Below are 14463 nucleotides of genomic sequence, written 5' to 3'. Positions count from 1 at the left end.
AGGGTGCGGCTGTTGGGATAGGTAACTCCAATTTATTGAAGTTTGATTGGTTGAGCTGGATCTTTTCTTTATGTCGGATGCATCCTTAGTTTCCTGCTTAAGCCGGTGTAGGGCATTGTCGGAACGGTCCTAGGGTAGCCAGGACGCCCTGGCGCAAGGGTCTCAAGGAGAGGCGGCGCGAAGGGCACACAATTGGCGTTCCCTGTCGAATTGTTACGGCGTGCTAAGGTTTATTTATCGTTACGCCACGCGGTGTGACGACATTCCTACGCATCTAATGGGTCGAGCAAATAACCTCGGCAGTTACTTGGAACTGATATTTCAACTCAGGTAGTAGAACTATGAGCGCAATTCACGAACAAGCCATGAACTATGTTTATCAGCAAGTTCTGCAACGTTTGGTCGGGCACTTCACGCGCGCCGAACGTACTGCACTTCAATTATTGATTCAGCGAATTGTCGTGGCTGCCGGCGGCATGGAACAAGTGGGCGATTACAAAGTGTTGGTTGCCCATGGGGGCGGCGAAGTCAGCAGCTATACCCTGGCACTGCTGCGTGCGGCGCAACTGACTATCGCGGGCCGCGCGCCCAGGACTTTCAACTTGCGTGTGGCGACGCTCCGACATGCCGGCATGACCCAGGCCACGCTTGATAGCCTGCAGCATGGCTACAGCACACTGTTTTTCCACGACGACCCGCGGGTCGAGCTGCTGATGGTGGAAAACCAGGTAGTGCAGCCGTTCAACCACCAGCGCCCGGCCTCAGGTGCGGGCCGGGAGGTCAGCCAGCGCAATATGCTGATGGTGGGGCACCTGACCTCCGGGGATATTCGCGCGACGTTGTGTAACGATACTTACCTGTCCCTGGGGGATTTCTACCAGCGTGTCACCACCTGGAACGGAGGGGTGCATGCGCTGGTCAGCGGTGATTCGCCGCGCAAGCAGAGCCAGTACCTGGCGTGGTTGAAAAAGGCGGCCCAAGCGGCCGGCGTCAGCACTGCGCCGGGCAAGCCGGCCTCGCTCACCGGGTTGTTCGCGCGCATGGAGGAGTGGAGCAACGGCTGTTATCAAGACCTCTATGGCGAGCAATACGTTGCCCATGAGAGCCCCGGCCGGGGTGGGCACCGCCATTTGGCCTACATTGGTATCGCCGACCTGCTTAATAACGTCGACGTTGCTTCAACCCCTCTGCTCAGCGACTTCCTGGGCTACGTCCCCGATCCGTTTGGTTTTCACTTCAGTCATCCGGCCTACCCCAACCCGCTGCTGATGGCTCACCTGCGCGGGGTGCAGGCCCAGTGCCTGCGCGAGCTGTCCTACGAGGACGGCGTGGCGGGTTTTCTGCGCCAGGCGATGGACTACCTGTGTCACCGGCAAATTCCTGAACATTTGATCGCAGAGGCCTGCGGTGGGGAAGGGCGTGTGCAGTCGACGGCCTACGCCCAAGAGTTCTTTGGCCTGGAGGAGGCCCAATTGACCTGTTTGCTGTTCTCGCCCTTCATCCATCATGGTGAGCGGTTGGAGGGTTACCTGCGTCAATGCCATCCCGGCATGCTGGTGGCACTCCCCGAGTTGCACAAGGTGCTCCAGGGCAAGCCGGCAGCCGACATGCTGCAGCAATGGGCGATCGACACCAGCGGCTTGCCGCTGCCTCTGCTCCAGCACCTTTACCGCAAGCGCCCGCTGGCGGTTGAACAGGGCGCCGATGCGCGCAAGCGCCGGGCCGCACGCCTGCAGACCAACGCCGAGGCGCGGGCGTTTCAGTTGTTCGGGCGCTAGGCGGGTGCGTCGGTGTGTGCGTCCAGGTAGACAGTCATGAACCTGCGAGGTGAGCGGCAGGCGGATTTCGCCTACCAGGCGGTGTACCGCTACATGATCAACCTGATCAACGAAGTCAGCCTGGACATGCCCGTCAAACTGCCTTCTTTGCGGCAGTTGGCGACGCGCCTGAATGTGTCGATCTCGACGATTCAATACGCGTACTCCCTGCTGGAAAAGGAAGGGCGGGTGTATTCGGTGGCCAAATCGGGTTATTTCGCCTGGCCCGTGGCAGCCAATCCGCTGATGGCGGCGGGTGCCGATCTGTTGGAGCGCCTGTATGCGGCGGCGCGGCGGCCCGGAATGGTGGTACTCAGCGGCGATGAACCGGCGCTGCTGGGAGCGCTGGACGGCGCATTGCTGATGCTCGAACGCCAACTGGTGCGCCGCCACCCACGCCAGCTGCAACCCTGGTCGCAGCCTTGCGGCGTCTGGGAGCTGCGCGCCGCGTTGGCGGCGCGTTACACCTCATCGCCGACCCGCTGCTGGCAGGCCGATGACGTCTACATCGGTGCCGATCTGCGCGGTGTATTGGAAATACTCATTGATGTACTGGGTCTCAAGGGCGCCGCGGTATTGGTCGAGTCCCCCTGCGACTGGTTAATACTGCGCCTGCTGCAGGCTGCCGGCGTGCGCGTCATTGAGTTGCCCTGGCAGGTCGACGGTCGCCTGGACCTGGCGCGGCTCGAACACCTGTTGCGCCATGAGCCCGTCCACTTGGTGCTGCTGTCGTCGGTGGTGGGCATGCCGTCGGGCAACGTCATGCTCAACTATGAGCGCTTGCGGGTGGCTCAGTTGCTCGAAGAATATGGCTGCTGGCTGCTGGAGAATGACACCTTTGGCGAGTTGGGTTTTGCGCAGAACCACACGGCGCTGCGCAATCAGGTCAACCCCGAACGGCTGATTGTATTTTCGTCGTTCGAAAAAGTACTCGGCCCCGAAGCCCCGTTCGGCTATGTACTGTCACGCCACCTGAGCAGTGAGCTGCAGCGCCAGTTCCTGCTGCGTTCGTTTCGCCTGTCGTCGATCCGCCAACGCGCGATTGCCCACCTGTATCAAAGCGGGCGGCTGGACCAGCACCTGCAGACATTGCGCCAGCGCCTGCGTGAACAGGCCGACGCCATGAGCCAGCGCCTGGATCAGCGCCTGACAGGGCGGGTGACTTACCGCATGCCGCTGGCCGGGGCGAGTTTCTGGCTGCACGCGTCGGCGCCGGTGGACATGCGCCAGGTGTTCCAGCGCCTGCTGGCGCAACAGGTGGTGATTGCCCCGGGGGAATTGTTCAGCCTCAGTGGCTTGCATCATCAGCAACTACGGCTGAGCCATGCGTTCAACGGGCACCCGAACCTGGACGCGGCATTGGATGCGCTGGCGCAGGCCTTGTTGCAGGCGCAGAGCGCCTAGCGTGTGAAAAATCTCTTGCTGGCGTGGGATCTATAACATCGCGCGGCAGTCCAACTCTCAGTAAACTGTCATTTTTTCCGAATCCTTCTTTCCGAGGTTTATGCATGACAATCAGTCCTTTTGCGGGCAAACCGGCGCCAGCCCAGTTGCTGGTAGATATCCCGCGACTGGTTACGGCCTATTACACCGGTCAGCCTGATGCAGCGATCTCCACCCAGCGCGTCGCGTTCGGGACTTCCGGGCACCGGGGCAGCTCGTTCGAACTGAGCTTCAACGAATGGCATGTGCTCGCCATCAGCCAGGCCATCTGCCTGTACCGCGAAGCCCAAGGTATCGACGGGCCGTTGTTCGTCGGCCTCGACACCCATGCATTGTCGACGCCTGCGGGGGCCAGCGCGCTGGAAGTACTGGCGGCCAACGGTGTGCATGTGATGCTCGCCGAGGGCGATGAATACACGCCGACCCCGGCCATTTCCCACGCCATCATCTGCTATAACCGCGGTCGCACCAGCGGCCTGGCCGACGGCATTGTCATCACGCCGTCCCACAACCCGCCGCAAAGCGGCGGCTACAAGTACAACCCGCCCAACGGCGGTCCGGCCGATACCCACGTCACCAAATGGATCGAGGCCAAGGCCAACGAGCTGCTGGCCAATCGGCTGGCCGGGGTCAAACGCATCACCCACGCCCAGGCGCTCAAAGCCGACACCACCCATCGCCATGACTACCTCAACAGCTACGTGGCCGACCTGATCAATGTGATCGACATGGTCGCCATTCGCAGCGCCGACCTGCGTTTGGGCGTCGATCCGCTGGGCGGCGCCGGGGTGCGCTACTGGTCGGCGATTGCCGAGCACTACCGCTTGAACCTGGACGTGGTCAACACCGAAGTCGATCCGACCTTCCGCTTCATGAGCGTCGACTGGGATGGACAGATCCGCATGGACCCGTCGTCCAGCTACGCCATGCAGGGTTTGATCGGACTCAAGGAACGTTTCGACGTGGCCTTCGCCTGCGACCCGGACCACGATCGCCACGGCATCGTCACCCCGTCCGGCGGCCTGTTGGCGCCGAACAATTACCTGGCCGTGTCCATCGATTACCTGTTCCAGAACCGTCCCGGCTGGCGCGCCGATGCGGCCGTGGGCAAGACCGTGGTCAGCAGCGGCTTGATCGATCGTGTCGCGGCGCGCATCGGACGGCGCCTGTACGAAGTGCCGGTCGGCTTCAAGTGGTTTGCCGACGGTTTGTTCGACGGTTCGCTGGGTTTTGGCGGTGAGGAAAGCGCCGGCGCTTCGTTCCTGCGCAAGGACGGCACCGTGTGGAGCACCGACAAGGACGGTTTGATCCCGGCGCTGCTCGCGGCAGAAATGACCTCGCGCAAAGGCCAGGACCCCAGCCAGATCTACCGTGGCCTGACCGACGCTCTGGGCGAACCGTTCGCGATTCGCGTCGACGCCAAGGCCACCCCGGCGCAGAAGGCGTTGCTGGGCAAACTGTCGCCGGAGCAGGTGACGTCCACCGAATTGGCCGGGGAGCGCATCCAGCAGATCCTCAGCCATGCGCCGGGCAACAACCAGGCGATCGGCGGTTTGAAAGTCATGACCGAAAACGGCTGGTTCGCCGCACGGCCATCGGGCACCGAGGACATCTACAAGATCTACGCCGAGAGCTTCATCGGTGAAGATCACCTCAAGCAACTGGTGCAAGAGGCGCAGGTACTGGTTGACGGTGCAATCAGCGCTGGCTGACACGCCTCAGTCAATATAGGCGCGGGTCAGCCCGCGCCTATATTTCGCCTCGAGATCAGGCCAGGTCGACCAGCACGATCTCGCTGTCTTCTATCGCGGTCACGCGCAACAGCTGTTCATCTTCCACCGCGACACCGTCGCGCGCGCGTGCGCGCAAGCCATTGATCTCAATCACCCCCGTCGCCGGCACCAGGTAGGCGCGACGCCCGCTGTCCAGGCGGTATTCGGCAGTTTCCCCGGCTTTCAGGTTGGCCGCCACCAGGCGCGCATCCGCACGAATGCGCAGGCTCTCGCTGTCACCGGCCTTGCCGCTGGCCAGGGTCACAAACCCTTCGCGGTCACCTTTCGGAAACGGCTTGGCGCCCCATGACGGCGGCAGGCCGGCTTCGTTGGGGATGATCCAGATCTGGAAAATCTTGGTGGGGGTGGCTTCCAGGTTGTATTCGCTGTGGGCAATCCCGGTGCCGGCGCTCATGACCTGCACGTCACCCGCCTCGGTGCGGCCCTTGTTGCCGAGGTTGTCGGCATGGCTGATGGCACCTTCGCGCACATAGGTGATGATTTCCATGTCGCGATGCGGGTGCTGGGGAAACCCGGTGCCGGGCGCGATGATGTCGTCGTTCCAGACCCGCAGGTTGCCCCAGTGCATGCGCTGGGGATCGTGGTACTCAGCGAATGAAAAGTGATGATGGGCGTCAAGCCAGCCATGATGGGCGCCGCCCAGGGCGGTGAAAGGTCGTAATTCGAGCATGATCGTCTCCAGTTGATGGGGTCATCATCCAACAGTGCATGATCGATAAAAAGCGTAAAAAATGCCTTATTCCTATCGATCAATTGGATTGGTTTCGGATGTTTTGACTTTCACTTCATCGCCTAACTGCATGACGGCAAAGCAATTGGCTGGAACTGCGCGGCGATTCCGGCGACCATGGCGCACTCGTCAACACCCAGCTCATCGCAGGAGTCCGCGTGCCGCAACAAAAGCCTGATCTGCCCCCTGAATTGCGCCCCCTGGCCGAAATGCCATGGTTGAAACGGCTCGCCGCCCGCTTGTTCGGGCATGGATTGACCCGCTTGCGCGCACAACACCGGTTTTCCTGGCTGCATGGGCAGGCCGACGGTTTTCGCAGTGGGCACGAGGCGGGTGTGGAGTACGGCTATCGCGAGGGCAAGGCCGACGGCATCGAAGAAGGCCGGCAGGTCCTGCTGATTCGCGACTTCCGCCCGGAAGAACACCGTGCGCCGGGGGTGGATGACAACCTGTTCGATGATTGGCGGCTGCCCCTCACGGCCGATCTGAAAAAACGCATCAAGGCCGATGTGGCACGCTTGCTGCCGGCTCACGCGCAGCCCAGCGCCGCCCAATGGAAGATGATCTTCAGCGACACGCCGTCCACCTCGGTGATCGCCGGTGCCGGTGCGGGCAAATCCACCTCGCTGGTGTTGCGTATCCTGCTGCTCACCCATTACCTGGGTTTCGAGCTGAGCTCGATGACCGTGGTGACGTTCACCCGTGAGTCGCGCAAGGACTTCATCAACAAGCTCATGGAAGTGCTCAGCTTGTGGGGGCAACCCCTTGATATCAAAGAAGCTCAGGCCGTGGTGCGGACCTTTCACTCGCGCATCCTGCCGATGGTGCGCAGCCTGCCGGGCTTCGAGCGGCTGCAGGCGTTCGAGAACCTCAGTGCGGGCTTCGAGGACGCAGACAGCAACCCGTTCGACCTGCGCCTCAACGAGGCGCAACGCCAGCAGATGAACGCCTGCTACCACCGGCTGTACGGCCAGCACGCGCGCTTTCGCGAACTGATTGCACCGCTGGCGCGCCATGGTTTGCAGCTCAAGGAGCTGGAGCGTGATCACCCGGACGTGCAGAAGCGCATTGCCGTGACAGAACTGGCCGCCAAGCGCGATGAAGAGCTGTGTGACGTGATTGAAGACCTGTGGTTTCGCGCGGGCGCCTGGCCGATCAAAGGGATCGAGCCGAGTCGCCAGACCGTGGAGATCAATGGCGCGCAATTCCATTGCCATGGCTATATTCCCGAGCTGGATGCCTGGGTCGTGCTGGGCTTCGATTCGCGGGAAAACGCCCAGCTCAGCCGCCCCAATGCCAAGCTGTCGGTGCGTGCGGAATGGGCGGTAAAGCGCACCCTGTTTCAAGCATTCTGCCGTAAACCTTTGATATGGATCGATAGTTACGAGTCGTCCAAGCGTCTTTTAAGCAGCCTGGCCGGTGACGCCAGTGCGGGGCCGGGGTTCGATTACAAGGTCAAAGGCGAGCTGGCGTCGGCGCCGTTGCTGGACTGTTTTGTCATGGCCGCAGGTTTCATCGAGAACCTCGGTCTGGACGTGCCCAGTGCCGTGGGCCAGATGAGTTTCGCCAAAGACGATCCGGACCGCGGCTTCTTCGAGGCCTTGAGCATTTTCTGGAAAGCCCTGGAAGACCATCTGCTCGACCAGTCGCCGCCGATCATGACCTACAACCGCATGTTCTCGCTGTTTGGCGAAAACACCCCGGAAAACCTCAAGTTGCTCAGCGACCCCCTGTTGCGGCCGCTGTCACACCTGATGATCGACGAGTTCCAGGACGTCTCGCCGCAGATCGTCTCCTGGCTGCGCGCCAGCCTGCGTGAAATCCGCAGCCGTGGGCCAGCCATGCATGTAGGACGCGGCGCCCAGCATTCGTCACTGCTGTGCGTAGGGGATGACTGGCAGTCGATCTATGGCTGGCGCGGCAGTTCGCCGAAGTACTTCATGCAGTTCAACCAGGAATTCCCGGCACCGAGTACCACCCGCGTCATGCTCGGCGAGAACTATCGCAGCCATCAGCACATCATCGATGCCGCCGAACACATTGTGCGCGCCGCGCCGGCGATCCCCGGCAAGAAGGCCAAGGCCAGCGGCATACCCAAGGCGTTGGTGCCCGTTACGGTACTGGAACGCGACGATGCGGCCTTGGGCCGGCGCCTGCAGGAGCACTATCAAAAGGGCGATTCGGTGTTAATGCTGTATCGAAAAAGTAGCGATAAGTTATTGATTAATGATCATATTCAATCTGTAGTTAATGTGGATTCTAGCTTGCCGCCCGCGGCGCGCAGGCTCAAGCAATTGACCTATCACAGCGCCAAAGGCCTGCAGGCGGATGCGGTGTTCCTGCTTGGGGATTGCCAGCATGTCACCCGTTCGCCGTACAAGAACCAGGTGTACCGCATGGCGGGCCTGGGCAAGGCCGGCGACACCGAACCCTACGACAACGCGCAAAAAGACGAAGTGCTGCGCCTGGCGTATGTCGGCATTACCCGCGCGGTCAGCCATTGCTACTGGTATGTGGAAAAACCCGAGGGTCAGGCCGTGAATGTGCCGAAGGCCTCGGAGCGGGTCGACGCCAGGAAAGCGTTCTTTGACGATCAGCGCTAAGCACTGTCTGGCACAGGCCCTATGTAGGGGCTTGCCCGCAATAGCGGTGCATCAGTCGATAGACCGCTCGACTGGCGCACCGCTGGTCGTGTTCAAGCCCTTAACAAATGCGGCGGCACAAAACACTCCAGCTCCGCTTCCACCGCTTCGATGATGCGCTCTACATCGGTAGCATTCATCACGGTGGCGCAGGGGATGCCAGCGATGGCGATCAGCGTCTCGCCGCTGGCGCGGTCGAACAGACGCGCGACCATACTGCCGGGAGCGTCCATGCTCCCTTCGAAGCCCATGGGATGGAAATGCCAGCGCATCAGCTGGCAGGCGTTGGGGAATGTCACTTTGTTCATGTTGCCCACCTTGTTCATTGAGCGCTTCCTTTAGCTCGCGGCAGGGGGCCATGACCGTCACTGGTCACAGCGAGTGAGAGTGTAAAAATAGCATTCGTTCATAAATGCAAGGGCAGTTTTTTCGCCCCGTTCGGCGGTTCTTTTCCTATAGCTTGACGTGTGTCATGTCTTGCTAAAGGCTGGGCAAAAGGCCATTAGTCAGAAGTTGCCGTCGGCCATTGATGGCAGCGCTGAAATTCGGCAACCTCCACCTTTTACCCGTCGTAGAGCCATGCATGCCCCACACCGCCGCGGACGATGATTGCCAGCACACCCACGCCACGCGCGAGCTAGTGACGCGCCACCACCTGTGCTGGCGTCATCGCGACCTGGATGGCGTGATGTCTTACTACCATCCGCACATCCAGTACCACGACTTCTTCCAGAACCGCGTCGTCGGCTACGCCGAGCTGCGCGAGTACCTGCAAGCCAGCATGCCGCGCGGGCCCGACGAGGCCATCGAGCACATGGACCGCATTCGCGCCGATGGCGACACCGCGTTCATCCAGTACCGCATCACCCTGCGCGGCGGGCAGGGCCTGGTATCGTTCCGTACCAGTGAGGCCATCACCGTGCGCGACGGGCTGATCTGGCGGGTCAACGAATATGCGTCACTGGTGCATGAGCACAGCCCCCAAACCACGCGCCCGAGCGTCAGCCGCCTGGGCCTGTCGCCCCAGCAACTGGGGCATATGGCCAACGACCTGCAGCACTACTTCCAGCAGCAACAACCCTACCTGGACCCGGAGTTGGACCTGCAACGGGTTGCCAAGGAGTGCGGTTACAGTCGCAATCAGATTTCCTACTTGCTCAATCAAGTCCTCGGGCAAACCTTCTATCGCTATGTCAATCAGGCTCGGCTCGTGCATTTGCTGGCTGCGCTGGATAAAGCCAGGCCGCCCATACGCGTGGACGACTTGGCCTATGCGGCGGGGTTCAATTCGTTATCGGCGTTTTATAGCGCTTTTCGCCAGCACACCGGCCTGACGCCGAAGGCTTACATTAAAGGGCGCTTTGAGGGCGAGTCGGCTAGATCAACTGGCAATAAAAAAGATGTGGGTTAAACCTGTCATGTTCGACAGGTTTTTCATTCGCGGATTCGTAGTGTAATGCCCAGGCATCTTTTCTTTCAGTTGGAGTGTCGCTATGCCTAAGCACAATAAATCCGCCCACCCGAACGGTCCAGAGAGTGAAGGCCGCATGGACGGAATCATTAACATCGACGGAACGGGTCACACCTTTCAAGCGGACCGTGTGTATATGGATGAGCAAGACGGTGCGCTGAGGTTTTTCGGTGCCCGAACCGTTGACGAGAACCCGGATAAATTCGAAGCGGTTCAAGTGCAACTCACACCGCCCACCATTTCGACGGGTAAATACCAGGTGGGCGGGGAGAGTGTTAAAGATGTTATTTACGTCGACCATCAAACCGGTAACAGCTATACAGCTGACAAAGGCGAGGTGTCGCTCACCAGGAGCATCCCCCTTAAACAGTTATTCGGGGTAGTGAGTTGTGAGTTCAGTGTTGGCGGTCGAACGACTATCGTAAACGTCCAGTACGCCTTCAAGGGGTAGAATAAATAGTCGGCCCCGCAGCCTCTGCCCGCGTCGGTTAGCGCCAATCATTCGGCGTTGACGGGGCAGCAGGTCGCGCCAACATTTCCCTGCGTGCACGCGCGCAAGACAGCCCCTGACATCCCGCTCTAGGATCCAGCCTATCGAAACGAGGTAGGGGAACCTGGCATGCCGGCATGGCGCACTATCAGTTTATGGATGGACCAGTTGGACGACCCGCTGCTGGCGCGGCCGTCTCTGGAGCACGACCTGGACGTCAACGTGGCCATCATCGGCGCCGGTTACACCGGTCTGTGGACCGCGTATTACCTCAAGCGCCAGGCGCCCGAGCTGAACATTGCCATCATCGAGGCGCAAACCGCCGGTTTCGGCGCGTCCGGGCGCAATGGCGGCTGGTTGATGGGCAACCTGTTGGGGGAAGACCGTTTACTCGCCGGCCTCACGCCCGAGCAGCGGCGTGCTTCGTTTGACCTGCTGCACGGCATTCCCGACGAAGTGGCGCAGGTGCTGGCCCGCGAAGGCATCGACTGCGACTACCGCAAGGGCGGCGCCCTGTACTGCGCCGCGCGTTACCCCGAGCAGGAAAGCAGCCTGCGCCTTTATCTGGACAAGCTCTACGCCCAAGGCCTCACCGAGGCCGACTACCGCTGGCTGAGCCCGCAACAACTGGCTGAGCAACTGCGAATCGCCAAGCCCTTTGGCGCGGTTTATGCGCCCCATGTGGCGACGATCAACCCAGCCAAGTTGGTCCGCGGCCTGGCGCGGGTGGTGGAACGCATGGGCGTCAAGATCTACGAAAACTCGCCCGTCACCCATTGGCAGTCCGGCCGCCTGCGCACTGCAAAGGCCGGCGTGCGTGCCGCCTGGGTGGTGCCGGCCGTGGAGGGCTACGCGACCACCTTGGCGCCGTTGGGTCGCTACCAACTGCCGGTGCAAAGCCTGATCGTCGCCACCGAGCCATTACCCGCCAGCACCTGGGACGAAATCGGCCTGAGGCATGGCCAGGCCTTCGGCGAAAGCAGCCGCCAGGTCACCTATGGCCAGCGCTCGGCCGACAACCGTCTGGTGTTCGGTGCCCGTGGCGGTTATCAGTTTGCTGGCAAATTGCGCCACGACTTCGATTTGACCGACAGCGAAGTGGCGCTGCGTCGCTACCTGTTCGGCGAGCTGTTCCCACAGTTGAAAAACGTGCGGATTACCCACTCCTGGGGCGGCAACCTCGGCATGTCGCGCCAGTTCCGACCGCACATGCTCTGCCATCACGCCACCGGCATCGCGCTGTCCGGCGGCTACGGCGGGGAGGGCGTCGGTGCCACCAACCTGGGCGGCCGCACCCTGGCCGACCTGATCCTGGGCCAGGAGACGCCGTTGACCCATCAACCCTGGGTGATCCGCGAGCGTGGCCTGGAGGCGCTCAAGGCCTGGGAGCCGGAGCCGTGCCGCTGGCTGGGCTACAACGCGATCATTCGCAGTTTTGTCCATGAGGACCAGGTATTGGCCAACCCCAATACCGCGCCCTGGCGCCGCAAGTTGGCGATCGGCGTGGCCGGGTTCATGGAAAGTTTCATGCACTGAGCCGTTCCACTCACACAGGTAGCCCCATGAGCATCACTCAATTCAAAGACGCGCTGAATGCCCACCTGCCGGATTCGTCACCGGTCGCCGTGCCCCTGGGCGAGCCGATCGCCGTGGCGTCGACCTTGAGCGTCGAGCGCAGCGACGGCGTCGAAACCGGTATCTGGGCCTGTACCCCCGGCCGCTGGCGCCGGCAGATCAAAGCCCAGGAGTTTTGCCACTTTATCCAGGGCCGCTGCACTTTCACCCCTGACGACGGTGAAATCGTCCACCTACAAGCTGGCGATGCACTGATGTTGCCGGCCAACAGCAGCGGAACCTGGGATATCCAGGAAACCGTGCGCAAGACCTATGTATTGATTCTGTAACGCTTTGATCCTTGATCGCCTGCCATAAAAACAGCCCTAAAACCGCCAGGAAATCGAACCATGAAAGCCATTGCCCTGTTGCCCTTGATGTTGGTGGCCGCTATCAGTCAGGCCGCCGAGACGGTGAAGATCTACAACTGGTCGAGCTACATTGCGCCGGACACCACGAAGAACTTCCAGAAACAAACCGGCATCGGTTTCAGCTATGACGTGTACGACAGCAACGAAACCCTCGATGGCAAGTTGATGACCGGTAACTCCGGCTATGACGTGGTGTTCCCCTCCAACCACTTCATGGCGCGGCAGATCCAGGGCGGCGCCCTGAAGAAGCTCGACAAGAGCCAATTGCCCAATTGGAAGAACCTCAACCCGGTGCTGCTCAAGGCCCTGGAAAACAACGACCCGGGCAACGCCCACGGCTTCCCGTACCTGTGGGGCAGCACCGGCATCGGCTACAACATCGACAAGGTCAAGGCAGTGCTGGGCGATAACGCGCCTGTGAATTCCTGGGACCTGATCTTCAAGCCCGAATACATGCAAAAGCTCAGCAAATGCGGGGTGGCCATCCTCGACAATGGCCCGGAATTGTTGCCGATCGCTCTGAATTACCTGGGGCTGCCACCCCACAGCAAGAAGCCGGAGGACTACAAGAAAGCCGAGGCGCTGCTGATGAAAGTTCGCCCTTACGTGGCGTACTTCCACTCCTCGAAATACACCGGTGACCTGGCCAATGGCGACATCTGCGTGGCCGTCGGTTTCTCCGGCGACGTGCTGCAAGCCGAAAGCCGCGCCAAGGAAGCCAAGAATGGCGTGAACATCGGCTATCAGATCCCCAAGGAAGGCGCCGCGATCTGGTTCGACATGGTGGCCATGCCCGCCGACGCCCCGGATGAAAAGGCCGGGTATGCCTTCATGAACTACTTGCTGGAGCCCCAAGTGATGGCCGACATCACCAACTCCGTTCATTACGCCAACGGCAACAGTGCGGCGGACAGCCTGGTGGACCCGGCAATCAAGGCCGATACCAAGATCTACCCAAGCGCGGAAATGATGGGTAAGTTGTTCGCGCTGGAAGCGATGCCACTGAATATCGACCGGGTTCGCACGCGGGTGTGGAACACCATTCGTACCGGGCGCTGAAGAACTGATGTGGGAGAGGGCTAGCCCCCTCCCACATTTGGATTTCAGGGGTTTTCCAGGTCATGCCCCAACGACTGGATAAACAACGAGAACAGCTCCGGCTGCGAAGAAATATCCAGCTTGGCGTACAGATGCCGGCGATGCACTTTGACCGTATCCGGCGAGATATTCAGGCGCTCGGCCATGGCCTTGGAGGAGAACCCGCGCAGTACCAGGCGGGCGACTTCCAGCTCGCGGTCCGAGAGCACGCCGCAGCCGAAATGGCTCAGCGCATCGCGAATCTGGCTGGCCATCGCCTGCGCTGCCGGTACACGCTGGGTGCTTTGCTGCCAATGCTGCTGCATCAACGGCAGCACCCACGCCGCCAAGGTGGTCAGCAGCCCGGTTTCTTCAGCACTGAAGCGCCGCTGCATGCCCAATGACAGCGACAATGTGCCCGCGCCAGGTAGTTGCAGGATGAATTGCACCTCGTCTTCCAGCACGTTGTCGTGGAAGTAATTGAGGAAGTATTCGCTCTGGCGGAAATGGTCCGGCGCCACTTCCTCCAGGCGGTACACGCCGCTGGCATACCCTTCGCGGCAGGCCTGGAAAAACGGGTCAAGCACGTACAGGCCGTTGAGGTACACCAGCATCGACGCCGGTTTGCTGCTGGGCTGGGCGTCGTATTCCTCCAGGGCCTGGGGCAGGCCATCGAGCGGGTAGAAAATCGCCAGGGCGTTATCGAACGGCAGGCATTGGTGCAACAACAGCACCAGCTGTTTCCAGAATCGCTCGCTGCCGATCTGTGACAGGGTACGCCCCAGCCCCGCATGCATGCCGACTTCCCTGAACAGGCTCATGTCACAGGTTCCCCTCATCAAAAGATCGGCCAAGGGTTCGGCTTTTGCCGGGTGTCGTCAAGGGGAGTACGCCAATAGGGGAATTGGCTGACAACAGCTCTGGCTTTAACTTCGCGATCATTGAGTGGGAAACATATCCCACGACTTTCAGACTTTTCGTTTCTGCCTCACACCAAAAACAACGACAGAGGATA

General features: G+C 60.8%; 12 protein-coding genes. 9 read left to right on the top strand and 3 right to left on the bottom strand.

Annotated features, from left to right (window positions below):
* Positions 1-341: 341 nt before the first annotated feature.
* The 3 genes from ACVWZP_RS06565 (at position 342) to pgm (ending at position 4972) form a co-directional block, all read left to right on the top strand.
* Entirely contained in the window at positions 342-1778 is a 1437-nt protein-coding gene (locus tag ACVWZP_RS06565; protein ID WP_301556243.1) for a hypothetical protein, read from the top strand.
* A gap of 36 nt (positions 1779-1814) precedes the next feature.
* Positions 1815-3221 (top strand): aminotransferase-like domain-containing protein, encoded by a 1407-nt coding sequence (locus tag ACVWZP_RS06560; RefSeq protein ID WP_457369579.1) that lies wholly within the window; start codon positions 1815-1817, stop codon positions 3219-3221.
* Positions 3222-3325: 104 nt separating this feature from the next.
* Positions 3326-4972 (top strand): phosphoglucomutase (alpha-D-glucose-1,6-bisphosphate-dependent), encoded by a 1647-nt coding sequence (pgm, locus tag ACVWZP_RS06555; protein WP_457369578.1) that lies wholly within the window; start codon positions 3326-3328, stop codon positions 4970-4972.
* A gap of 55 nt (positions 4973-5027) precedes the next feature.
* Here the strand turns inward: pgm and ACVWZP_RS06550 are convergent, their stop codons facing one another.
* Positions 5028-5723 (bottom strand): pirin family protein, encoded by a 696-nt coding sequence (locus tag ACVWZP_RS06550; RefSeq protein ID WP_198864401.1) that lies wholly within the window; start codon positions 5721-5723, stop codon positions 5028-5030.
* Between the two features lie 218 nt (positions 5724-5941).
* On the opposite strand from ACVWZP_RS06550, the gene ACVWZP_RS06545 reads away from it, so the two are divergent.
* The gene (locus tag ACVWZP_RS06545) at positions 5942-8386 is read left to right on the top strand and encodes a UvrD-helicase domain-containing protein (protein WP_457369577.1); all 2445 of its coding nucleotides are present in this window, start codon (positions 5942-5944) and stop codon (positions 8384-8386) included.
* Positions 8387-8478: 92 nt separating this feature from the next.
* On the opposite strand, the gene ACVWZP_RS06540 is transcribed toward ACVWZP_RS06545, so the two are convergent.
* Complete coding sequence (locus ACVWZP_RS06540; protein WP_017845703.1) at positions 8479-8751, bottom strand: DUF1652 domain-containing protein; 273 nt, start codon at positions 8749-8751, stop codon at positions 8479-8481.
* Positions 8752-9008: 257 nt separating this feature from the next.
* Here ACVWZP_RS06540 and ACVWZP_RS06535 point away from each other — a divergent pair, with 257 nt between their 5' ends.
* The 5 genes from ACVWZP_RS06535 to ACVWZP_RS06515 all read left to right on the top strand — a co-directional run bounded on the left by ACVWZP_RS06535 (position 9009) and on the right by ACVWZP_RS06515 (position 13430).
* Complete coding sequence (locus ACVWZP_RS06535) at positions 9009-9836, top strand: helix-turn-helix transcriptional regulator (protein ID WP_046383340.1); 828 nt, start codon at positions 9009-9011, stop codon at positions 9834-9836.
* 82 nt (positions 9837-9918) lie between these two features.
* Positions 9919-10347, top strand: coding sequence for a hypothetical protein (locus ACVWZP_RS06530; RefSeq protein ID WP_457369576.1), 429 nt, complete (start codon positions 9919-9921; stop codon positions 10345-10347).
* A gap of 168 nt (positions 10348-10515) precedes the next feature.
* Positions 10516-11922, top strand: coding sequence for an NAD(P)/FAD-dependent oxidoreductase (locus ACVWZP_RS06525; RefSeq protein WP_104903137.1), 1407 nt, complete (start codon positions 10516-10518; stop codon positions 11920-11922).
* A gap of 26 nt (positions 11923-11948) precedes the next feature.
* A complete protein-coding gene (locus ACVWZP_RS06520) occupies positions 11949-12290 on the top strand; it encodes a cupin domain-containing protein (RefSeq protein WP_046383344.1) in 342 nt (113 codons plus the stop codon).
* 60 nt (positions 12291-12350) lie between these two features.
* Positions 12351-13430, top strand: a complete 1080-nt coding sequence (locus ACVWZP_RS06515) for a polyamine ABC transporter substrate-binding protein (RefSeq protein ID WP_057004055.1) — start codon at positions 12351-12353, stop codon at positions 13428-13430.
* A 44-nt stretch (positions 13431-13474) separates the two neighbouring features.
* On the opposite strand, the gene ACVWZP_RS06510 is transcribed toward ACVWZP_RS06515, so the two are convergent.
* A complete protein-coding gene (locus ACVWZP_RS06510) occupies positions 13475-14269 on the bottom strand; it encodes a helix-turn-helix transcriptional regulator (RefSeq protein WP_017845709.1) in 795 nt (264 codons plus the stop codon).
* Positions 14270-14463: the final 194 nt, after the last annotated feature.

The organism is Pseudomonas sp. TE36184, from assembly GCF_054060055.1.
This window is presented reverse-complemented; position numbering and strand designations above follow the sequence as displayed.

Coding starts and splice junctions, on each gene's coding strand:
- ACVWZP_RS06525 (WP_104903137.1), top strand. CDS start 10,516: ATGCCGGCATGGCGCACTATCAGTTTATGGATGGACCAGTTGGACGAC.
- ACVWZP_RS06540 (WP_017845703.1), bottom strand. CDS start 8,751: ATGAACAAGGTGGGCAACATGAACAAAGTGACATTCCCCAACGCCTGC.
- ACVWZP_RS06510 (WP_017845709.1), bottom strand. CDS start 14,269: ATGAGCCTGTTCAGGGAAGTCGGCATGCATGCGGGGCTGGGGCGTACC.
- ACVWZP_RS06520 (WP_046383344.1), top strand. CDS start 11,949: ATGAGCATCACTCAATTCAAAGACGCGCTGAATGCCCACCTGCCGGAT.
- ACVWZP_RS06515 (WP_057004055.1), top strand. CDS start 12,351: ATGAAAGCCATTGCCCTGTTGCCCTTGATGTTGGTGGCCGCTATCAGT.
- pgm (WP_457369578.1), top strand. CDS start 3,326: ATGACAATCAGTCCTTTTGCGGGCAAACCGGCGCCAGCCCAGTTGCTG.
- ACVWZP_RS06550 (WP_198864401.1), bottom strand. CDS start 5,723: ATGCTCGAATTACGACCTTTCACCGCCCTGGGCGGCGCCCATCATGGC.
- ACVWZP_RS06560 (WP_457369579.1), top strand. CDS start 1,815: ATGAACCTGCGAGGTGAGCGGCAGGCGGATTTCGCCTACCAGGCGGTG.
- ACVWZP_RS06530 (WP_457369576.1), top strand. CDS start 9,919: ATGCCTAAGCACAATAAATCCGCCCACCCGAACGGTCCAGAGAGTGAA.
- ACVWZP_RS06535 (WP_046383340.1), top strand. CDS start 9,009: ATGCCCCACACCGCCGCGGACGATGATTGCCAGCACACCCACGCCACG.
- ACVWZP_RS06565 (WP_301556243.1), top strand. CDS start 342: ATGAGCGCAATTCACGAACAAGCCATGAACTATGTTTATCAGCAAGTT.